Source organism: Aeromonas sp. 600774 (assembly GCF_049175075.1).
GTDB classification, from domain to species: domain Bacteria; phylum Pseudomonadota; class Gammaproteobacteria; order Enterobacterales; family Aeromonadaceae; genus Aeromonas; species Aeromonas veronii_A.
Genome location: NZ_JAAKUJ010000003.1, coordinates 70513 through 90307, shown reverse-complemented (window position 1 = coordinate 90307; position 19795 = coordinate 70513). Strand labels below are relative to the sequence as shown.

At 60.2% G+C, this 19795-nt stretch carries 18 protein-coding genes; 13 read left to right on the top strand and 5 right to left on the bottom strand.

What is annotated here, in order from left to right:
- Nucleotides 1-16 precede the first annotated feature (16 nt).
- The 10 genes from G5171_RS04670 to G5171_RS04625 all read left to right on the top strand — a co-directional run bounded on the left by G5171_RS04670 (nucleotide 17) and on the right by G5171_RS04625 (nucleotide 9384).
- Nucleotides 17-889, top strand: coding sequence for a Dam family site-specific DNA-(adenine-N6)-methyltransferase (locus G5171_RS04670; protein WP_005335008.1), 873 nt, complete (start codon nucleotides 17-19; stop codon nucleotides 887-889).
- A gap of 190 nt (nucleotides 890-1079) precedes the next feature.
- Nucleotides 1080-1754 carry a ribulose-phosphate 3-epimerase gene (gene rpe, locus G5171_RS04665; RefSeq protein ID WP_040066900.1) on the top strand — a complete coding sequence of 225 codons (675 nt, stop codon included), beginning with the start codon at nucleotides 1080-1082 and terminating at the stop codon, nucleotides 1752-1754.
- A complete protein-coding gene (locus G5171_RS04660; RefSeq protein ID WP_421259897.1) occupies nucleotides 1741-2409 on the top strand; it encodes a phosphoglycolate phosphatase in 669 nt (222 codons plus the stop codon). The genes rpe and G5171_RS04660 overlap by 14 nt, the downstream gene beginning before the upstream one ends.
- Nucleotides 2410-2451: 42 nt before the next feature.
- The gene (gene trpS, locus G5171_RS04655; RefSeq protein ID WP_421259896.1) at nucleotides 2452-3456 is read left to right on the top strand and encodes a tryptophan--tRNA ligase; all 1005 of its coding nucleotides are present in this window, start codon (nucleotides 2452-2454) and stop codon (nucleotides 3454-3456) included.
- Between the two features lie 117 nt (nucleotides 3457-3573).
- Nucleotides 3574-3789: a hypothetical protein gene (locus tag G5171_RS04650; RefSeq protein WP_019446358.1), complete on the top strand. Its 216-nt coding sequence runs from the start codon at nucleotides 3574-3576 to the stop codon at nucleotides 3787-3789.
- Between the two features lie 20 nt (nucleotides 3790-3809).
- A complete protein-coding gene (locus G5171_RS04645; protein ID WP_421212289.1) occupies nucleotides 3810-4391 on the top strand; it encodes an aminodeoxychorismate synthase component II in 582 nt (193 codons plus the stop codon).
- Between the two features lie 276 nt (nucleotides 4392-4667).
- Nucleotides 4668-5885 carry an aspartate aminotransferase family protein gene (locus G5171_RS04640; protein WP_421259895.1) on the top strand — a complete coding sequence of 406 codons (1218 nt, stop codon included), beginning with the start codon at nucleotides 4668-4670 and terminating at the stop codon, nucleotides 5883-5885.
- A gap of 75 nt (nucleotides 5886-5960) precedes the next feature.
- Nucleotides 5961-6980, top strand: a complete 1020-nt coding sequence (gene astA, locus G5171_RS04635; protein ID WP_005334994.1) for an arginine N-succinyltransferase — start codon at nucleotides 5961-5963, stop codon at nucleotides 6978-6980.
- 72 nt (nucleotides 6981-7052) lie between these two features.
- Nucleotides 7053-8522 carry a succinylglutamate-semialdehyde dehydrogenase gene (gene astD / locus G5171_RS04630; RefSeq protein WP_421250652.1) on the top strand — a complete coding sequence of 490 codons (1470 nt, stop codon included), beginning with the start codon at nucleotides 7053-7055 and terminating at the stop codon, nucleotides 8520-8522.
- A gap of 64 nt (nucleotides 8523-8586) precedes the next feature.
- A complete protein-coding gene (locus tag G5171_RS04625; RefSeq protein WP_421250651.1) occupies nucleotides 8587-9384 on the top strand; it encodes a DUF1338 domain-containing protein in 798 nt (265 codons plus the stop codon).
- A gap of 97 nt (nucleotides 9385-9481) precedes the next feature.
- Here the strand turns inward: G5171_RS04625 and G5171_RS04620 are convergent, their stop codons facing one another.
- Nucleotides 9482-10606, bottom strand: coding sequence for an anhydro-N-acetylmuramic acid kinase (locus G5171_RS04620; protein WP_421250650.1), 1125 nt, complete (start codon nucleotides 10604-10606; stop codon nucleotides 9482-9484).
- 137 nt (nucleotides 10607-10743) lie between these two features.
- On the bottom strand, nucleotides 10744-12069 hold the full coding sequence (locus G5171_RS04615; protein ID WP_421250649.1) for a peptidoglycan DD-metalloendopeptidase family protein: 1326 nt from the start codon (nucleotides 12067-12069) through the stop codon (nucleotides 10744-10746).
- A 109-nt stretch (nucleotides 12070-12178) separates the two neighbouring features.
- Between G5171_RS04615 and tyrS the strand changes: the two genes are divergently transcribed.
- Nucleotides 12179-13378, top strand: coding sequence for a tyrosine--tRNA ligase (gene tyrS, locus G5171_RS04610; RefSeq protein ID WP_005347884.1), 1200 nt, complete (start codon nucleotides 12179-12181; stop codon nucleotides 13376-13378).
- Between the two features lie 42 nt (nucleotides 13379-13420).
- On the opposite strand, the gene G5171_RS04605 is transcribed toward tyrS, so the two are convergent.
- Nucleotides 13421-14356, bottom strand: a complete 936-nt coding sequence (locus tag G5171_RS04605; protein ID WP_421250647.1) for a LysR family transcriptional regulator — start codon at nucleotides 14354-14356, stop codon at nucleotides 13421-13423.
- Nucleotides 14357-14464: 108 nt separating this feature from the next.
- Between G5171_RS04605 and budA the strand changes: the two genes are divergently transcribed.
- Nucleotides 14465-15259, top strand: a complete 795-nt coding sequence (gene budA / locus G5171_RS04600; protein WP_005338506.1) for an acetolactate decarboxylase — start codon at nucleotides 14465-14467, stop codon at nucleotides 15257-15259.
- Nucleotides 15260-15277: 18 nt separating this feature from the next.
- Entirely contained in the window at nucleotides 15278-16948 is a 1671-nt protein-coding gene (gene alsS, locus G5171_RS04595; RefSeq protein WP_421250646.1) for an acetolactate synthase AlsS, read from the top strand.
- A 114-nt stretch (nucleotides 16949-17062) separates the two neighbouring features.
- Here the strand turns inward: alsS and G5171_RS04590 are convergent, their stop codons facing one another.
- The gene (locus tag G5171_RS04590) at nucleotides 17063-18475 is read right to left on the bottom strand and encodes an MATE family efflux transporter (protein WP_421259894.1); all 1413 of its coding nucleotides are present in this window, start codon (nucleotides 18473-18475) and stop codon (nucleotides 17063-17065) included.
- A 73-nt stretch (nucleotides 18476-18548) separates the two neighbouring features.
- On the bottom strand, nucleotides 18549-19487 hold the full coding sequence (locus tag G5171_RS04585) for a LysR family transcriptional regulator (protein WP_042055187.1): 939 nt from the start codon (nucleotides 19485-19487) through the stop codon (nucleotides 18549-18551).
- Nucleotides 19488-19795 lie beyond the last annotated feature (308 nt).

Genomic DNA, 19795 nt, shown 5'->3' with positions numbered 1-19795 from the left:
TACACACCGGATTTCCATGAAAAAAACACGCGCTTTTTTAAAATGGGCCGGGGGAAAATACTCCCTGGTTGAAGAGATTGCCGAGCGCCTGCCGGCCGGGCGTGTGTTGCTGGAGCCCTTCGTCGGGGCCGGGTCAGTGTTTCTCAACACCGACTACGACGCGTATGTGCTCAACGACATCAATCCGGATCTGATCTGCCTGTACAACCACCTCAAGCTGACGCCGGACAGTTTCATTGCCGAGGCGCGCAAGCTGTTTGTGGCAGAGCACAACCACAAGGCGGCCTATTACCGGCTGCGTACCCAGTTCAATCAGACCGAGACCACCTTCGAGCGGGCACTCTTGTTCCTGTTTCTCAACCGTCACGGTTTCAATGGATTGTGCCGCTACAACAAGAAGGGCGGCTTCAACGTGCCGTTCGGTTCCTACAAGAAACCCTATTTCCCGGAAAAAGAGCTGTGGGCCTTTGCCGAAAAGGCGCAGAAGGCGACCTTTATCTGCGAGAGCTACGCCGATGCCATCAAGCGAGCCGAAGAGGATTGGGTTATCTATTGTGATCCACCCTATGCGCCGCTCTCCACTACGGCGAGCTTCACCACCTATGCCTCCGGCGGGTTTACCCTGGATGATCAGGCGATCCTGGCGCGACTGGCCCGCCACACAGCCGCTCACAAAGGGGTGCCGGTGCTGATCAGCAACCACGATATCGAGCTGACTCGTGAGCTTTATCGCGGTGCCCGCCTCGACGAAATCCTGGTCAAGCGCACCATCAGTCGCAACGGCGGCACCCGCAACAAGGTGGCCGAATTGTTGGCGCTCTATCCGCCCGGAATCGAACCGGAGCAGGGCTACTATCCCAGCGACAGTGAACTGCTGCCACTGACGTAACAGACCATGCGGCGCCCCAGGGGCGCCGTTTTTTATGGGCGAGTCCGCGCCCGTGCCGATGTCCTATAACCCGGGTTGCTGGGGGAGGGTAGGTGATTGCCCCATTTACCCCGCATTCGAGTCGTTTTCGCCCGCCTTTTACGTTAAAATTGCGCCGCTTTTTCTCCCTGGCTGCCAATGGATGATGCTGATGAAAGACTTTCTGATTGCCCCCTCGATCCTCTCTGCCGATTTTGCCCGTCTGGGTGACGATGTAGCCAAGGTACTGGCTGCCGGTGCCGACGTGGTTCACTTCGACGTGATGGACAACCACTATGTCCCCAACCTGACCATTGGCCCCATGGTCTGTCAGGCGCTGCGTGACTACGGTATCGAGGCCCCCATCGACGTGCACCTGATGGTCAAGCCGGTAGATCGCATCATTCCCGATTTTGCCAAGGCGGGTGCTTCCCTCATCACCTTCCATCCGGAAGCCTCCGACCATGTTGACCGCTCTCTGGGCCTGATCAAGGAGATGGGCTGCCAGGCGGGTCTGGTGCTCAATCCGGCTACCTCGCTCTCCTGCCTCGAGTATGTGATGGACAAGCTGGACGTGATCCTGCTGATGTCGGTCAACCCGGGCTTCGGTGGCCAGAGCTTCATCCCCGGCACCCTCGACAAGCTGCGTCAGGTACGTCGCCTGATCGACGAGAGCGGCCGTGATATTCGCCTCGAGATCGATGGCGGGGTCAAGGTCGACAATATCCGTGAAATCGCTGAAGCGGGTGCCGACATGTTCGTCGCCGGCTCTGCCATCTTCGGCAAGCCCGATTACAAAGCGGTGATCGACCAGATGCGTGCGGAGCTGGCTCATGTCAAACGCTGAGCGCGCATTTGACTTGGTGCTGTTCGATCTGGACGGCACCCTGATCGACAGCGCCGCCCAACTGGCGCTGGCAGTCAATCTGACTCTGGCTGATCTGGGTCTGGAACAAGCTGATGAAGCGGTTATCCGTACCTGGGTCGGCAATGGTGCCGACAAGCTGATCCAGCGGGCCCTTGCCTATCGCGAGGCCGACCCCGAGCTGTTTGCCAAGGCCCGTCCGATCTTTTTCCAGCACTACAACGCCTGTTTGCTGCAGGGATTGGCCATGTATGATGGGGTTGCCCGGAGTCTGCGCCGTCTGCAAACCCTGGGTTACAAGCAGGCGATCGTCACCAACAAGCCGAGCGATTTTGTCGCGCCTATTCTTGATGCCCTCGGTATCAGCGATTGCTTCGCGCTCTGGCTCGGCGGCAACTGCGTACCGGTCAAGAAGCCGAGCCCGGAGCCCTTGCTGCACGCCTGCCAGGAGCTGGAAGTGAGTCCGGCTCGTACCCTGATGGTGGGTGACTCCGAAAATGATGTGCTGGCTGCCAAGGCGGCCGGCATGAAGGTGGTGGGCCTGACCTACGGTTACAACTATGGTCGCCCCATTGCCGACTCCCGGCCCGACTGGGTGTTCGAACACTTTTCCCAGCTCGATGCGCTGCTGAGCTAAGCGCGTCGCCGGACTGGCTGAATTACAAGGATTACTACTCTCATGACCAAACCAATCGTATTGAGCGGGGCACAGCCCTCCGGTCAGCTGACCATCGGCAACTACATGGGCGCACTGCGTCAGTGGGTCAACATGCAGGATGAGTACGACTGCCTCTACTGCATCGTCGACCTGCATGCCATCACCACCCGCCAGGATCCGGTTGCCCTGCGCAAGGCCTGTCTCGATGCGGCCGCCCTCTATCTGGCGGTCGGAATCGATCCCAAGAAGAGCACCGTTTTCATCCAGTCTCACGTGCCGCAGCACGCCGAGCTGGGCTGGATCCTCAACTGCTACACCCAGATGGGTGAGCTGTCGCGCATGACCCAGTTCAAGGACAAGTCCGCCCGTTTCGAGAACAACGTCAACGTCGGCCTGTTCGGTTATCCGGTGCTGATGGCAGCTGATATTCTGCTCTATCAGGCCAATCAGGTGCCGGTCGGCAACGACCAGAAGCAGCATCTCGAGCTGACCCGCGATATCTGCACCCGCTTCAACAACCTCTATGGTGACGTGTTCACCATGCCGGAGCCCTTCATTCCGACCGAAGGGGCGCGGGTGATGAGCCTGCAGGATCCGACCAAGAAGATGTCCAAGTCTGATGACAACGAGGCCAACTTCATCGGCCTGCTGGAAGACCCCAAGCAGATCGTCAAGAAGATCAAGCGTGCGGTAACCGACTCCGACGATCCGGCCGTGGTGCGTTTCGATCCGGAAAACAAACCGGGCGTCTCCAACCTGCTGACCCTGATGTCCGGGGTGACGGGTCGCTCCATCCCGGAGCTGGAGCAGCACTTCGAAGGCAAGATGTATGGTCACCTCAAGACCGAGACCGCCGAAGCCGTGGTTGCGCTGCTGGAACCGATCCAGGCTCGTTTCCACGAGTTGCGTCAGGATGAGGCCCATCTGATCGCGATTCTTGCCGAAGGGGCACAAAAGGCGCGTGAAAGAGCTGAAAAAACCCTGACCAGCGTATATGATGTAGTCGGCTTCGTTCCTCGAGCCTGACATACTGGGAAGGTGTAGTAGAAGAGAGCTGGGTATTTGCCTGGCTTTCTTTATTTTCCCACGTTGTATTTTGTTTAATTCTTTATTTCAACCCGGGTTATATCCCCAAGAGTACGCATGTCTGTTCAACCAAATATCTCGATTGAAGAGCTGAGTGACAAAGGTCACTGGCTGCGCAAGTTTCGCAAGGCGAAAAACCTCAATACCCTGCAATTGATGGTCTCCAATGCCATCGACAAACATCACAAGACTGCTGCCATCGCTGCCGCCATCTATCTGGCCGAATGTCAGCGTGAGCGGGAAATGGAACAGGGTCGTTTTCTCGATCGTTAATTACTGCCGCCGGTTATCTCATGTTGCTGTTAATTGATAACTACGACTCCTTTACCTGGAATCTGGTGCAATATTTTGGTGCGCTGGGCCAACAGGTGGTAGTCAAGCGTAATGACGAATTGATGCTGACCGATATCGAGCAGTTATCCCCCCGTTTTCTGGTTATCTCTCCCGGTCCCTGTACACCAAACGAGGCGGGTATCTCCCTCGATGCCATCACCCATTTTGCCGGCAAGCTACCCATTCTTGGCGTCTGCCTTGGCCACCAGTCACTGGCGCAGGCCTTCGGCGCCCGTGTAATACGTGCCCGTCAGGTAATGCACGGCAAAACCTCGCTCATCCGTCATCGAGGTGAGGGGGTGTTCAAGGGGCTCAACAACCCGCTGCGGGTGACCCGTTATCACTCACTGGTGGTGGAGCGCGACACGCTGCCCGACTGCTTTGAGGTCACCGCCTGGAGCGAGCATGCCGATGGCTCGTTTGACGAAATCATGGGGTTACGCCACAAGACACTTCCTGTCGAGGGTGTTCAGTTCCATCCGGAGAGTATTTTGAGCGAACAGGGTCATTTGCTGCTGGCCAATTTTCTGTCCTGTTCATAAAAATTTGTGATCACCTTCTCAAGTTTGAAAGAAGGTAAAAAAAATTTCTCTGACACTTTATTCAGCCCCCTTCCAGCCCAAATTATCTCTTGCCAAGCCCCCCTGAGTCGTTATGCAATGCGGTTGCCTAAAATCTCAAGGTCAATCGAACATTGTTCCTTATAGGCCGTCTTGTTACAGACTTTTTACTTTATTTCTGTGATAATCCCGTCACGTTTACACGGATTTAACTTTTGGGCGGTGGATTATTCTGTCGCCGAATCGAAGGAGAGCTATATGTCAGAGTTGTTGGCAGTGACACGTGAAGTGTTTGATGAAGTGATGGTTCCCAACTATGCGCCCGCCAAGATCATCCCGGTGCGTGGTGAAGGGTCACGTGTCTGGGATCAGGAAGGGCGCGAGTATGTCGACTTCGCCGGTGGCATCGCCGTCAACGGTCTGGGTCACTGTCATCCCAAGCTGGTCGAGGCCCTGAAAACCCAGGGCGAGAAGCTGTGGCACCTCTCCAACGTCATGACCAACGAGCCAGCCCTGCGTCTGGCCAAGAAGCTGGTCGCCGCCACCTTTGCCGACAAGGTCTACTTCTGCAACTCCGGCGCCGAAGCGAACGAGGCGGCTCTCAAGCTGGCTCGCCGCTATGCCATCGAGAAGTTTGGCGAGCAGAAGACCCAGATCATCGCCTTCAATCAGGGCTTCCACGGTCGTACCTTCTTTACCGTCAGCGTCGGTGGCCAGGCTGCCTACTCCGATGGTTTCGGGCCCAAGCCCGGTGACATCACCCACGTCCCCTACAACGATCTGGCCGCGCTGGCTGACGTGATCTCCGACAACACCTGTGCCGTGGTGATGGAGCCGCTGCAGGGGGAGGGTGGCATCATTCGTCCAACCGACGAGTTTGCCAAAGGGGTGCGCGAGCTGTGCGACAAGCACAATGCCCTGCTCATCTATGACGAAGTGCAGTCCGGTGTCGGTCGTACCGGCGAGCTCTACGCCTACATGGGGCTTGGCGTCACGCCGGACATCCTCACCAGCGCCAAGGCACTGGGTGGCGGTTTCCCCATCGGCGCCATGCTGACTACCAGCGAAATCGCCTCTTACCTGAAAGTGGGCACTCACGGCTCTACTTACGGTGGCAACCCGCTGGCCTGTGCGGTGGCGGAAGCAGTGATCGATGTGATCAACACCCCGGAGGTGTTGGCGGGTATCAAGCAACGCGAGCAGCTGTTCCGTGATGGGCTTGAAGCCATCAATGCCAAGTACCACTGCTTTAGCGAAATCCGCGGCAAGGGGCTGCTGCTGGGCGCCGCTCTGAGCGAAGAGTACAAGGGGCGCTCGCGCGACTTCCTGTTGGCCTCCATCGATCAGGGGCTGATGGCGCTGGTTGCCGGCACCAACGTGGTTCGTTTTGCTCCTTCGCTGGTGATCCCGGAAGCGGACATCAAGGAGGGGTTGGCCCGCTTCGAGAAAGCGGTCGCCCAGGTGGTTAACGCCTGATCCAAATTGAGGTGGGGAGCCCTCCCGGCAGGAGCCGGGACCCCACCTGACGTCAATGAAAGGGAGTTGTCATTTATGTTGGTTATCCGTCCCATCGAGCAAAAAGATTTTGCCGGGCTCAAGACCTGCGCCATCGAGTCCGGCACCGGCATGACCTCGTTGCCCGTCAACGATGAGCTGCTGCAGCGCAAGATCGACGCTTCTACCCAAACTTTTTCCGACAAGCCGGCCGGCAAAGGGGACTGCCTCTACTTCTTCGTGGCCGAGGATCTCGAGACCGGCGAGATGGTAGGGACCTGCGCCATCGATGCGGCTGTTGGTCTCTCCCAGCCGTTTTACAACTACCACATCGGCAAGGTGGTGCACTCTTCGCCCAAACTCGGTATCTACAATGTGGTCGAGACGCTGACTCTCTCCAACGACTACACCGGCAACTCCGAGCTTTGCACCCTGTTTTTGCGCGAATGTGCCCGCGAGGGGCTCAACGGCCGCCTGCTCTCCAAGCACCGCTTTCTGTTTATGGCCGAGCACCCCGAGCTGTTTGACGAGACCGTCTTCGCCGAGATGCGCGGCGTCTCTGATGCCAACGGTCACAGCCCCTTCTACGAGTGGCTGCAAACCCATTTCTTCTCGATGGATTTTCCCACCGTCGACTATCTGACCGGCATCGGCAAGAAACGCTTTATCGCCGAGTTGATGCCCAAGTACCCCATCTACGTCAATTTGCTGAGCAAGGAGGCGCGGGCCGTTATCGGTCAGACCCACGAGAAGACCCGTCCGGCCATCAAGATGCTGCAGGACGAGGGCTTCGTGAACCGTGGCTACGTCGATATTTTCGATGCGGGCCCCACCGTCGAGTGCGACGTGAAGAATATCCGCAGCGTGCGCCGCAGCAAGAAGCTGCGGGTGCTGGTGGGCGAGCCCATCGGTGGCAAGACCCACCTTATCTGCAACAGCCGTTTCGAACATTACCGCGCCTGCTACGGCAATATCCGGGTCGATCTCGACAAGCACGAAGCCATCATTCCGCCCAAGATGGCGGCGGCACTCAAGGTGCAGGATGGCGACATGGTGCGGGTGGTTGACCTCGACTGAGGCAAACAGGACAAGCAAACCGATTATCAGACAGGCAGCCTCGGCTGCCTGCCAGCGACAGGGAGTGAATGGATGAGCCAGTTAGTGCAATTTATCGACGGTCAGTGGCTTGCCGGTGAAGGCAAGCCGTTTGAGTCAACCGATCCGGCCAAGAACGAGGTGATCTGGCAGGGGGCTGCCGCCAGCACGGCGCAAGTGGATGCCGCCGTCAAGGCCGCCCGTGCCGCCTTCTACCACTGGGCGGACATGAGCCTTGAGGATCGTCTGGCCATAGTGCGTCGTTATGCCGACCTGCTCGGCGAGCAGAAAGAGGCGCTGGCCCTGACTATCGCCCGCGAAACCGGCAAACCGTTGTGGGAGACCCGCACCGAAGTGGCCGCCATGCAGGGCAAGATTGCCATCTCCATCCGTGCCCACGACGAGCGTACCGGCACCGTTGAAAATGCCATGCCGGGCGCCAAGGCGTTTGTCCGCCATAAGCCCCACGGTGTGGTGGCGGTGTTCGGCCCCTACAACTTCCCGGGCCATCTGCCCAACGGCCATATAGTCCCGGCGCTGATTGCGGGTAACGCCGTGGTATTCAAACCCTCCGAGCTGACCCCCATGGTGGCTGAGGCCATGGTCAAGGTGTGGCAGCAGGCCGGATTGCCCAAAGGGGTCATCAATTTGGTGCAGGGGGAGGTCGAGACCGGCAAGGCGCTGGCGGCCAACCCCGATATCGACGGCCTCTTCTTTACCGGTTCATCCCGTACCGGTCATTTCCTCCATCAGCAATTTGCCGGTCAGCCGGGCAAAATTCTGGCCCTCGAGATGGGTGGCAACAACCCGCTGATTGTGAAAGAGGTGAGCGACATCGACGGCGCCGTCCATGCCATCGTCCAGTCTGCATTTATCACCTCGGGTCAACGTTGCACCTGTTCCCGCCGTCTGTTTGTCGAGCGCGGCGAGCGCGGCGATGCGCTGGTCAATCGACTGGTCGAGGTGGTCAGCCAGATCAAGGTCGGCCTCTATGACGCCGCCGAGCAGCCGTTCATGGGCTCGATGATAAGCGAACGTGCTGCACTGGGCATGGTCGAGGCGCAAGCCAACCTGCAACAGCTGGGCGGTGAAAGCCTGCTTACCCTCAAGCACCTGGAAGCGGGTACCGGCTTTGTCTCCCCGGGCATTATCGACGTGACTGCAGTCAAGGCGCTGCCGGATGAAGAGTACTTCGGCCCGCTGCTGCAGCTCATTCGCTATGACGACTTCGATGCTGCCATCGATCAGGGCAACGCCACCCGCTACGGTCTCTCGGCCGGTCTGCTGGGGGACAAGGAGGCGGACTGGCACCATTTCTTCAAGCGGATCCGCGCCGGTATCGTCAACTGGAACAAACCCATCACCGGCGCCTCCAGTGCCGCGCCGTTTGGTGGCATCGGCGCTTCCGGCAACCACAGGGCAAGTGCCTACTACGCTGCTGACTACTGTGCGTATCCGGTTGCCTCTGTCGAAGACAGCAAAGCCGCTATGCCGGAGCAGCTCTCGCCGGGCCTCTTCTTCTAAACGGACAACTACAAGGGGCACCCATCGGGGCCCCGTTTCGTACCCGCAATCAAAGGAAAGATAGATGCAAAAGGATATCGACACTCTGTTCAGCCATCTGTGGGACAACTACATCAAGGTGACTCCGAGTGCCCTCAAGGTGCACACCCTGCTGGGTGGCGGCGAGCCCATCGTCAACGATCACGTGGCGTTTCGTACCTATAACCTGCCAAAGCTGGGGCTGGAGAAGCTGGCCGCCCACTTCCTGGCGCTCGGTTACGAGCAGAAGGGCGAGTACGTCTTCAAGGCCAAGAAGCTCTACGCCAAGCACTTTGAGCACAAAGATCCGGACGCTCCCAAGGTGTTTATCAGTGAGCTGAAGGTCGAAGAACTCTCCGCAGGCGCACAGGCCATTATCCATAAGCTGGCGGATCAGGTGCCCGATCATCTGACCGATACCCCGGCATTTCTCTACACTGGTGCCCCCTGGCAGGTCTCCTATGCCGATTATCAGACTCTGCTGGCGGAGAGTGAGTACGCGGCCTGGATGGCGGCATGGGGCTATCGTGCCAACCACTTCACGGTCAATATCAACAAGTTGAAGGATTTTGACACCATCCATCAGGTCAATGAGGCGCTGAAGGCGGCGGGTTTCGTGCTCAACAGCGTGGGTGGCGAAGTGAAAGGGGACCCGCAGGTGATGCTGGAGCAATCCTCCACTATGGCCGACAAAGCCGAGGTGCCGTTCAGCGATGGGGTACGTACCATCCCGAGCTGCTTCTACGAGTTTGCCCTGCGCTACCCGCAGCCGGATGGCGTGCTCTATCCGGGCTTTGTCGAAGCGTCCGCCGACAAAATTTTTGAGTCCACCAATGCCATGTAACAACGGGTGTTGGCCAGAGTGCCACTGTTCATGATATGACAACAGCCCTATATCGGGGCTGTTGTCATTTGCATATCTGGTGTGTACTGGGGGATATCTAGGGGGCGGGGTAGAGAGCACCCAGCACAGCCGGACGGCTGGCACCGGTGACGGCGGGCAGATTGCCCGGCTTGCGGTGAACAAAGCGCATGGCCAGCCAGGCAAAGGCAGCGCCTTCCACCCAGTCGGGGGCAAGGCCCAGCTCGGCGGTGCTGGCGATGCGCCATGCAGGCAGCAGGCTGGCCAGCTCCTTCAGCAAGGGGGCGTTATGGGCACCGCCGCCGCAGACAAACAGCTCGGCTTTCGGCTGGCTGGCACCGACTGACTCGGGCCGTGCGGGCAGTTGGCGGGCGATGCTGTGGCAGGTGAGCGCCTGCAGGGTGCGCTGCACATCCACGGGGGCGTATGAAGTGCCTGCCAGCTCCCCATCGAGCCAATCGAGGGTAAACATCTCCCGTCCGGTGCTCTTGGGGGCGGGGGCGGCGAAGTAGGGGTGAGCCAGCAGCTTCTCCAGCAGGGCCGGGATTGGCTTGCCACTGGCGGCCCATTTGCCACCGGCGTCATAGCTGCCACCGTGGGGCTGATGGCGGCGATACCAGCCATCGAGCAGGGTGTTGGCCGGGCCGGTATCAAAACCATATACCCCGCCCGGATTGCCCGGCAGCACCGAGATATTGGCGATGCCGCCGAGGTTCAGTACCACTCGCAGGGCGCCGGGTTTGGCAAACAGCGCCTGATGGAAGGCGGGCACCAGCGGCGCCCCCTGACCGCCGAGGGCCATATCCATGGTGCGAAAATCGGCGATAACGTCGATGCCTGTCTGGGCGGCCAGCAGGGCGGCATTGCCGATCTGCATGGTAAAGCCGAGCTGGGGACGGTGGCGGATGGTTTGGCCGTGGCTGCCGATGGCGCGAATATCTTTGGGCTCAAGCTTCGCCTTGGCCAGCAGCGCGTGGGTGGCGGCGGCAAACTCTCGCGCCACCAGATTATCGGCCACCCCCATGCGGTCGATTTCGTTGTCGCCCGGGGTGCAGAGGGCATGCAGCGTGCGGGCGGTCTCTTGCGGCCAGGGGTGACAAAGCGCCGCTTCGACCCGCAGTTCATCCCCGGCGATTATCACCAGCACGGCGTCGATACCATCCATGCTGGTGCCTGACATCAATCCGATATAGCGTTCAGCCATTGGCTCTCCTCACTTGCTGGCGGTTCCCGACACCCATCAGATATGGCGCTAAGGCATGCGTTCACTTCAATCGGGTTGCCAGGAGCGGGCTCAATAAAAGGGGCTGGCAGGGCCTTCACCCTGCCAGCTCTGATGGCTTAGTTGCCGCGACTATCCCGCTTGTTCTGGGCCAGCTGCAGCTCGGGGTTATCGAGCTTGGCCAGTTGTGGCATCGCCAGCTTTTTGAAGTTGGCCAGCTCGCGTCCACTCAGGGTCTCTGCCTGTGGCAGGGTGAGGGTGCGCGGGTTCTTGTGAATGCCGCCCACCACGAATTCGTAGTGCAGGTGCGGGCCGGTGACGCGGCCGGTGCCACCCAGAGTGCCGATGGTCTGACCCTGCTTCACCCGCTGCCCCTTGTTGACGGTGCGCTTGGAGAGGTGCAGGTACTTGGTCACATAGTTGCCAGCATGCTTGATAAAGATGTAGTTGCCGTTGAACTGGTTGTAACCGGCGGCCACCACGCTGCCTGAGCCCGCCGCCATGATGGGGGTGCCCACCGGCGCCACATAGTCGATGCCGTTGTGGGGGCGGATCTTGCCGGTCACCGGATGGAGGCGGCGCGGGTTGAAGTTGGAGCTGATGTATTTGAAGTTGACCGGCGCGCGCAGGAAGCTCTTGCGCATCGCTTTGCCTTCCGGGGTGTAGTAGTTGCCATCTTCATTGAGCACGGCGCGGTAGGCGGTGCCCTGGTTGACGAACTCCGCCGCCAGAATATCGCCGGAGGCGACCCGCTCGTCGTCGCGGAACTTGTCTTCATAGACCACCCGGAAGCTGTCTCCCGGTTGCAAGTCCTGGGCAAAGTCGATGTCCCAGCCGAAGATGGCGGCCAAGTCCATGATCTGATCTTCGGTCATCCCCGCATCCACCGCTGCGCCCCAGAAGCTGGAGCGGATCTCCCCCTTGCTCACCTGTTCGCGGGTGTCGAGGGCGATCTTGACGTTGCGGGCGACAAAGGTCTCCTCCTTGCGGCTCACCTTGAGCGCCTGCTCCAGACTGTGGGGGTAATAGAGGCTGTGCAGCTCGCCGTTCTCGGTGAGCTTGAAGGTGAGCTCCTGTCCCGGTTGCAGCATCCGCAGGGGATCGCTGCCCTCGAGCTGATCGATCAGGTGCAGATCCGTGGTGCTCAGGCCAATACGCTGGAAGATGACTCCCATGTTGTCGCCACGGCGTACCTTCACCTGCTTGGTGATATAGCGCGGCTTGGGCGGGGTAACGGGCTGGGCGGCCTCGGCCGGCAGCTCGTCGTTCAGCGCGTTATCGTTAGCCGGTTCCCGCAGGGCAATCTCGTTGCCGTTTTCATCGACCCGTGTTGCCACTGCCTGTTCGCTTGGCCAGGCAGCCAGCATCATGATCATGATGCTCAAGATCAGCACCATCTTGCGGTGCCAGTGGGGGAGTGCGTTGAAGGCGTGCCAAATAACCATGAGAAGCAGATGAAGTCGGGCAGAATGGACGGATTTTACAGCCTTTCCAATTGGCCCGCCATTCCAGTAATATGTTTGGCCCTGTGGAATCGTGATGGAGAGTCAAAAAATGTCCCAGCTCGAGGTGGCGCTAGCCGAGATCAAGCGCGGAGCGGAAGAAATTCTGGTTGAAGAAGAACTTGTCGCCAAGTTGAAGGAAGGGCGCCCGCTGCGCATCAAGTTGGGCATGGACCCGACCGCCCCCGACATTCACCTGGGTCATACCGTGATCCTCAACAAGCTGAAGACCTTCCAGGATCTGGGCCATGAAGTGATCCTGCTGATCGGTGACTTCACTGCCATGGTGGGTGACCCCTCCGGCAAGAACGCCACCCGTCCGCCGCTCTCCGAAGAGGCCATCAAGCACAACGCCCTCACCTATGCCGAGCAGGCGTTCAAGATCCTCGACCCCGCCAAGACCCGCATCGAGTACAACTCGACCTGGCTGAGCGAGCTGGGTGCGACCGGCATGATCAAGCTGGCGGCCAAGCAGACCGTTGCCCGCATGATGGAGCGCGACGACTTCAAAAAACGCTACACCGGCGGCCAATCCATCGCGATTCACGAATTCCTCTATCCGCTGCTGCAAGGCTATGACTCGGTCGCGCTGAAGGCGGACGTTGAGCTCGGCGGTACCGACCAGAAGTTCAACCTGCTGATGGGCCGCGAGCTGCAAAAAGATGCCGGCATGGCGACCCAGTGCGTGCTGATGATGCCGCTGCTGGTGGGTCTGGACGGCGTCAAGAAGATGTCCAAGTCCGCAGGCAACTACATCGGCGTCCACGACGCTCCGGGCGAGATGTTCGGCAAGATCATGTCCATCACCGACGATCTGATGTGGAACTACTACGAGCTGCTCTCCTTCCGTCCGCTGGCTGAAATCGAAGAGTTCAAGGCAGGTATCGCTGCCGGTACTCTCAATCCGCGCGACGTGAAGATCTGGCTGGCCAAAGAGATCATCGCCCGTTATCACGACGAAGCGGCGGCCGAAGCGGCTCACGAAGATTTCACCCAGCGTTTCTCCAAGAACGCCATTCCGGACGAAATGCCGGAAATCGAGCTGGCACTGGAAGGCGAAGGTCTGGCCATCGCCAACCTGCTCAAAGAGGCGGATCTGGTGGCCACCACCTCCGAAGCGCTGCGGATGATCAAGCAGGGCGCGGTCAAGGTGGATGGCGAGAAGCTGGAAGATGGCAAGGCACTCATCGGTGCCGGTACCGCCGTCTATCAGGTCGGCAAGCGCAAGTTTGCCCGGGTGACTGTCAAATAAGCAGTACCGTCAAATAAGCCGTCGCATCAGGCAAGCTGGCCATCAAACCGGTTCAAGCTTGTTCAACAGGGCCTCCTTCGGGAGGCCTTGTCGTATCTGGGCGGCACGGATCTGGGCGATAAAGTGCCGCAGCACGGCACTGCTTGGATGCGGCCGTGTCGCCAGACTGATGCTGGTCATCATGCCGTTGCCCTCAATGGGGTGATAACTGACCCCGAGCGGGCGCAGCGCCGCCACCGAGCTGGGCACCAGAGTCACGCCAAAGCCCGCCTGCACCATGCCGACGGTGGAGATCACCTGCGGACATTCGGGCCCCAGTATCGGCTCGAAGCCCGCCTCCCGACAGAGGCCCACGATGCCGTCATAGAGCCCGGGCCCGATGGCGTGGGGAAACAGAATAAAACTCTCGTCTTTCAGGCTGACCAGTGGCAAGGGGCCCGGCTTGGCCTTGGGATGGCTGGTCGGCAGGGCGATCAGCAGCGGCTCCTGCTCGATAAGGTGATGGGCAAAGCCCTCGCTACCGCGGCAGGGCAGCCGCAAGATGGCGGCATCCAGCCGATCGTTGCGCAGCGCCTCCACCAGTGCCGGCATGGTGCCCTCCTGCGGGCTGAGGGCTACCTCGGGGTAGCGCTCCCGATAGTCGTGCAGCAGGGTCAGCACTGCAGGGTGGAGCACGGTGGAACCGGCAAAGCCGATCCGCAGCGCCCCCTGCTCGCCCCGGGCAATCCGCTTTACCTTCAGTTTTGCCGCATCGGCCAGCGCCAGGATCTGCGCCGCATCCCGATAGAGGCTCTCGCCCGCCTCGGTCAGCTCGACACTGCGGGTCAAACGGCGCAGTAGCGGGGTGCCCAGGGTCTCCTCCAGCTTGCGGATCTGCTGGCTCAGGGGCGGCTGGGCCATGTTGAGTGATTCGGCTGCACGGGTGAAATTCTGCTTTTCAACAACGGCCATGAAGTAGCGGAGCGTACGAAGTTCCATATCGATTGAGTCTCAAAGTCATGGGATCAGCGTATTGGTGTTGAAATGTGAACCAAGTCACCATTGGATCCGAACGCTAACAGGATTCACGGTGGAGGTGAAACCCGAATGGAACATATTGCAACATCTGACAGTGCCGGGTGCAGCTGTGCCCTCGAAGTGAGCCAGCAGTTTTCCCGCTGGCGCAGGCAGCATGACGGTGGCGAGATCTACCAGAGCTCCCTGATGAGCGCCCTGCTGGCGGGGGTCTACGAAGGGGAGACCACCATGAGCGAGCTGCTGCGCCACGGCGACTTTGGCCTCGGCACCTTCAATCACCTCGATGGTGAGCTGATCGCCTTCGAGCGGCAGATCCACCAGTTGCGCTCCGATGGCTCGGCCCGTCCCGCCCGCGCCGATCAGAAGACCCCCTTTGCGGTGATGACCCATTTTCGCCCCTGTCTGGAGCGTCGCTTCGATCACCCCCTGAGCCGTGACGAGATCCACCAGTGGGTGGATCGGCTGGTGGGCTCCGACAACGTCTTCGTCGCCCTGCGCCTCGACGGCCAGTTTGAAACGGCCAAGGTCCGTACCGTGCCGCGTCAAGAGCCCCCTTATCGCCCCATGCTGGAAGCCATCGAACAGCAACCGCTGTTCCGCTTTGCCGCGGTGGCGGGAACCCTGGTGGGCTTTCGCTGCCCGCCGTTCGTGCAGGGGGTCAATGTGGCGGGCTTTCACGAGCACATGATCACCGCCGATCGCAAGGGGGGCGGCCATCTGCTCGACTACACCATGGCCCACGGCACCCTGCGACTTTCAGTGGTGCGTCACCTCAATCTGGCCCTGCCATCGGATCCCGCTTTCCGGCAGGCCGACCTCAACCCCGCCGATCTCGATCGCGCCATTCAGGCCGCCGAAGGCTGATAGACAAGGATCAATATCATGGAAAACAGACAGTGGAAGTGCGGTGCCGAGCTGGTGGTTCGTCATCTGGAGGCGCAAGGGGTCAAGCAGGTGTTCGGTATTCCGGGGGCCAAGATTGACCGGGTGTTCGATGCGCTGGAGGACTCCCCCATCGAGACCATAGTGGTGCGCCACGAGGCGAACGCTGCCTTTATGGCGGCCGCCGTGGGGCGTCTCACCGGCAAGGCGGGGGTGGCGCTGGTCACCTCGGGCCCCGGCTGCTCCAACCTCATTACCGGGCTGGCGACGGCCACCTCGGAGGGGGACCCCATGGTGGCGCTGGGCGGTGCGGTGCGCCGTGCCGATGGTCTCAAGCTCACTCATCAGAGCATGGATACGGTCAACCTCTGCCGTCCGGTCACCAAGTTCAGTGCCCAGGTCAACAGCGGGGCGGCGATTTCGGAAGTGATGGCCAACGCCTTTCGCGCCGCCGAGCTGGGACGGCCGGGGGCGGCGTTTGTCAGCCTGCCGATGGACATCATCAACAAGCCGGTACAGGGCAATGTGCTGGTGCCCCGCGAAGTGCCGGAGCCGGGCTGCGCCGATGAGCAGAATATGGAGCAGGCATTGACCCTGCTGCGCAACGCCCAGAATCCGGTGGTGCTGCTCGGCCTGATGGCGAGCCGGCCGGAAAATGCCGAGGCAGTGCGCGCCTTCCTCGACAAGGCGCGGCTGCCGGTGACCGGTACCTATCAGGCTGCCGGGGTGGTGGACAGCTGCCACTTCGATGACTTTGCCGGGCGGGTGGGGCTGTTTAACAACCAGCCGGGGGATCAGCTGCTGGCAGGGGCCGATCTGGTGATCTGCATCGGCTACAGCCCCATCGAGTACGACCCCGTGCTGTGGAATGGCGACCGGGAGCGGCGCATCCTCCATATCGACGTGCTGCCTGCCGATATCGACAGCAGCTACTGCCCGACCGCCGAGCTGGTGGGGTCGATCCGCGCCAACCTGTTGCAGCTGACCCGCATCATGGGCAATCCGAAAATCCGTCCCCCCGAGGTGGATCGGTTGCTGCAAGGGGTTCGCCAGCAGCGGCTGCGACTGGCAATGCGGGCCGACGATCTGCACGGCAATCCGGTTCACCCCTTGCATATCGTGCGCGAGCTGCAGGATCTGGTGCGCGATGACATGACCCTTTGCGTCGACATGGGCAGCTTCCATATCTGGATTGCCCGCTACCTCTACAGCTTCCGCGCTCGTCAGGTGTTGATCTCCAACGGTCAGCAGACCATGGGGGTGGCACTGCCGTGGGCCATCGGTGCGGCGCTGGTGCGGCCGGGTGAGAAGGTGATCTCGGTATCGGGGGATGGCAGCTTTATGCAGTCGAGCATGGAGCTGGAGACGGCGGTGCGGCTCAAGAGCAATATCGTTCACATCATCTGGGTCGATAACGGCTACAACATGGTCGCGATGCAGGAGCAGCAGAAGTATTGCCGCACCTCCGGCGTCTCTTTTGGCCCCATTGACTTCAAACGCTATGCCGAATCGTTCGGGGCGGCCGGGTTTGCGGTGCGCTCGGCCGACGAGCTGCGCGCCACCCTGCGGGCCGCACTGGCGGTGGAGGGGCCTGCTGTGGTGGCGATCCCTGTGGATTACTCCGACAACCCGGGGCTGATGGCCCAGCTCAGGCCAGAAGTATTGGCATAGTGTGGGCAGCAGTGCTGGCCTGGCTTGTTGTGTCAGCGCAAGCAGACCCGCCCATATAGCAAAAACCGGCATCAATGGATGCCGGTTTTTTATTGTTTTGCGGGATTGGTGGCCTTAACGGGCCAGCTGTACGGCGGCGCGTGCGCGGGCCGGTTGTGGGCGCTGTTTGGCTTTTGGTGCGCAGGCTATCTTCAGGCGCAGCCACTCGCGCCACAGCAGCCAGCAGAGCGGCAGGGTGAGCAGCAGCACGGTCGCGGGCTGGGCCATCAGCACCCCATCACGCCCCCACAGTTGCGGCAGCAGTAAGATGAGCGGCAGCAGCAACACGGTTTTGGCGATGGAGATGACCAGCGCCTGACGGGTGCGCGCCATGGATTGCAGCAGCACGATGCCGAACATGATGATCCCCTCCAGCGGAATGGCACCGAGGTTGAGGGTCAGGCTGCTGATGGCAGCGGCCAGCAGTTCGGGATCCTTGTCGCCGGTATAGAGCATGGCGACCTGTCCCGGCAGCAGCTGGATGGTGAGCCACACCAGCATGCCGTAGATAAAGGTGAACTTGAGCCCCATCTCCATCAGGTACTTAAGGTTGCGATGGCGCTTGGCCCCCGCCGCCTTGCTGATAAGCGGCTGAATGCCGAAGGCGAGCCCCTGCAGAATGACGATAAAGACCGCTTCGGTGTAACCGGCCACGGTAAAGCCCGCCAGATCCTTCACATTGCCGTACACCATCAGCTGGCTGTTGTGCAGCATCAACAGCAGCCCGAGGTTGAACTGGGCAATCAGGCTTGGCAGACCAGTAAAGAGCAGGTGCGGCATGGCGGGGAGGTTGGGCACCAGATCCCGCCAGCTGAGGCGCAGCCGCGCCCAGGGGGTAAAGAAGTAGCCAAGGCCGATCAGGCTCACCGCACCCTCTGCCATCAGGGTGGCTTGCGCGGTACCGATCAGTCCCAGTCCCAGCAGACCCACCATGATGTAGTTGAGGATGATATTGAGCACGGCGCCGCTGCTCACCAGCACCATGGCCAGTTTCGGGCGACCATCGTTGCGCAGCAGATAGGGGACCGCCAGATTGCTGGCCAGCAGCAGGGTACCGCTGCCAATCCAGGTGAGGTAGTCGCTCGCCTGTTTCCAGGTCTCGGTGCCCTGTTCAATCCCCAGTCCCAGCAGGATATCGGTGTGGGTGTAATAGAGCAGCATCGGCGCAACTACCCCGAGACCGGCCAGCAGCCAGAGGGCGTTGACCAGCGCCTGACGGGCCAGCTTGTCGTTTTTCGCCCCTTGCTGGAAGGAGATTGCGGTGGCCGCCCCCATGCTGATCATGGCGGCCAGGCCGATCAGCACCATGATGACCGGATAGACCAGGTTGATCCCGGCGAGGCCAGCGGCGCCGACATAGTGGCCGACGAAGATGCCGTCGATGAGGTAGTAGGCCCCCGAGACCAGCATGGCAAGAATGGAGGGGAGGGCGTAAGCCCAGAAGCGACGGGTCATGGCCCGTTGCCGCAGTGTTAAATAGGCAGACATATCTGTTCTCTCGGGGAGTTCGATTATCGAACAGCTAGTCTAGATTAATACTTATTTGGTGATAATCAGGGTTTCACTTGATGAATTGCTGAGTATTACTCACTAATCCGGGGTTTTGGTAGTGCGCCTTGAGCATGTCGATCAGGATACGCAGCCCGCTGCCCAGTTGATGCCGACTGGGATAGAAGAGGTAGAAGCCGGCAAAGGTGGGGCACCAGGGCTCCAGCACGGTGAGCAGTTTCCCCTCCGCGACCTTCTGGCTCACCTCCTCTTCCAGACAGTAGGCGAGCCCCAGCCCAGCTTCGGCCGCACCGAGATAGAGGGCCGGGGTGCTGGTGGTGAGCGGCCCGGTCACTTCGATCTCCAGCATGGTGCCATCGGCGGCAAAGGCCCAGCGATAGTGATGGTGCGGGGTGAGGCGATAGCCGATGCAGGCGTGGCGGCTCAGCTCGCTCGGGTGCTCCGGTGTACCGTGCTCCGCCAGATAGGCCGGGGAGCCCACCACCAGATAACGCTGGGGCGGGCCGAGGGGGATGCCGATCATCTCCTTGGGCAGCAGATCGCCATAAAAGAGCGCGGCATCGTAACCATCTTCAATCAGCCGGGGCATCAGCTCCTGCTCCACCACCTCCACCTGCATCCGCGGATAGCGGGCCAGATAGTCGATCAGCACAGGTGCCAGCAGGCTGTCGATGGCGCCGCGCGGAGCGCAGAGCTTGAGTCGCCCTACCGGCTCGTCGCTGTTGCGGGCCAGCTCGCAAAGCGCCTCTTCCAGGGTATTGAGGGTGGGGAGCAGCTGCTTGAGCAGCCGCTGGCCCGCTTCGGTCGGCACCACGGCCCGGGTACTGCGGTTGAGCAGCCGCACCCCCAGACGGGCTTCCAGCCCCTTCAGACTGTGGCTGAGGGCGGAGGCGGAGACCCCGAGTTCGAGGGCGGCCTTGCTGAAACTGCGGTGACGAGCAACGGCGGCAAATACCGCCAGTTCGGCGAGATCGGTACGAGTAATGGTCATCATCAATCAACAAAAAGGCGTGAGTCACAAGGGTACGCCAAGGCTGTGCTGCACACAATCCGCACTAAATAGGTGAGTTGTTGCAAAGTTGTATCATCCTGTAGCCCATTGATTCCAGTGAAACTAAATTGAATTGTTAAAAAAAACTCACAATAAGGCGTTGTTAGTGTGATCTTGGTCGTCCGAAAGGCGACTGGAATCAAACTTTGGTTGATTAATTCAAAAAAACGCTGTGATTAATAGGGGTATTTAATTAAAGTCAGCCCATCAAAAGTGGTGCACGTTAATCGGTTGTTAAGTGAGACGGG

Coding starts and splice junctions, on each gene's coding strand:
- G5171_RS04620 (WP_421250650.1), bottom strand. CDS start 10,606: ATGGCTGAACGCTATATCGGATTGATGTCAGGCACCAGCATGGATGGT.
- G5171_RS04660 (WP_421259897.1), top strand. CDS start 1,741: ATGTCAAACGCTGAGCGCGCATTTGACTTGGTGCTGTTCGATCTGGAC.
- G5171_RS04590 (WP_421259894.1), bottom strand. CDS start 18,475: ATGTCTGCCTATTTAACACTGCGGCAACGGGCCATGACCCGTCGCTTC.
- astD (WP_421250652.1), top strand. CDS start 7,053: ATGAGCCAGTTAGTGCAATTTATCGACGGTCAGTGGCTTGCCGGTGAA.
- rpe (WP_040066900.1), top strand. CDS start 1,080: ATGAAAGACTTTCTGATTGCCCCCTCGATCCTCTCTGCCGATTTTGCC.
- G5171_RS04650 (WP_019446358.1), top strand. CDS start 3,574: ATGTCTGTTCAACCAAATATCTCGATTGAAGAGCTGAGTGACAAAGGT.
- G5171_RS04615 (WP_421250649.1), bottom strand. CDS start 12,069: ATGGTTATTTGGCACGCCTTCAACGCACTCCCCCACTGGCACCGCAAG.
- G5171_RS04625 (WP_421250651.1), top strand. CDS start 8,587: ATGCAAAAGGATATCGACACTCTGTTCAGCCATCTGTGGGACAACTAC.
- astA (WP_005334994.1), top strand. CDS start 5,961: ATGTTGGTTATCCGTCCCATCGAGCAAAAAGATTTTGCCGGGCTCAAG.
- G5171_RS04605 (WP_421250647.1), bottom strand. CDS start 14,356: ATGGAACTTCGTACGCTCCGCTACTTCATGGCCGTTGTTGAAAAGCAG.
- G5171_RS04645 (WP_421212289.1), top strand. CDS start 3,810: ATGTTGCTGTTAATTGATAACTACGACTCCTTTACCTGGAATCTGGTG.
- budA (WP_005338506.1), top strand. CDS start 14,465: ATGGAACATATTGCAACATCTGACAGTGCCGGGTGCAGCTGTGCCCTC.
- G5171_RS04585 (WP_042055187.1), bottom strand. CDS start 19,487: ATGACCATTACTCGTACCGATCTCGCCGAACTGGCGGTATTTGCCGCC.
- alsS (WP_421250646.1), top strand. CDS start 15,278: ATGGAAAACAGACAGTGGAAGTGCGGTGCCGAGCTGGTGGTTCGTCAT.
- trpS (WP_421259896.1), top strand. CDS start 2,452: ATGACCAAACCAATCGTATTGAGCGGGGCACAGCCCTCCGGTCAGCTG.
- G5171_RS04640 (WP_421259895.1), top strand. CDS start 4,668: ATGTCAGAGTTGTTGGCAGTGACACGTGAAGTGTTTGATGAAGTGATG.
- G5171_RS04670 (WP_005335008.1), top strand. CDS start 17: ATGAAAAAAACACGCGCTTTTTTAAAATGGGCCGGGGGAAAATACTCC.
- tyrS (WP_005347884.1), top strand. CDS start 12,179: ATGTCCCAGCTCGAGGTGGCGCTAGCCGAGATCAAGCGCGGAGCGGAA.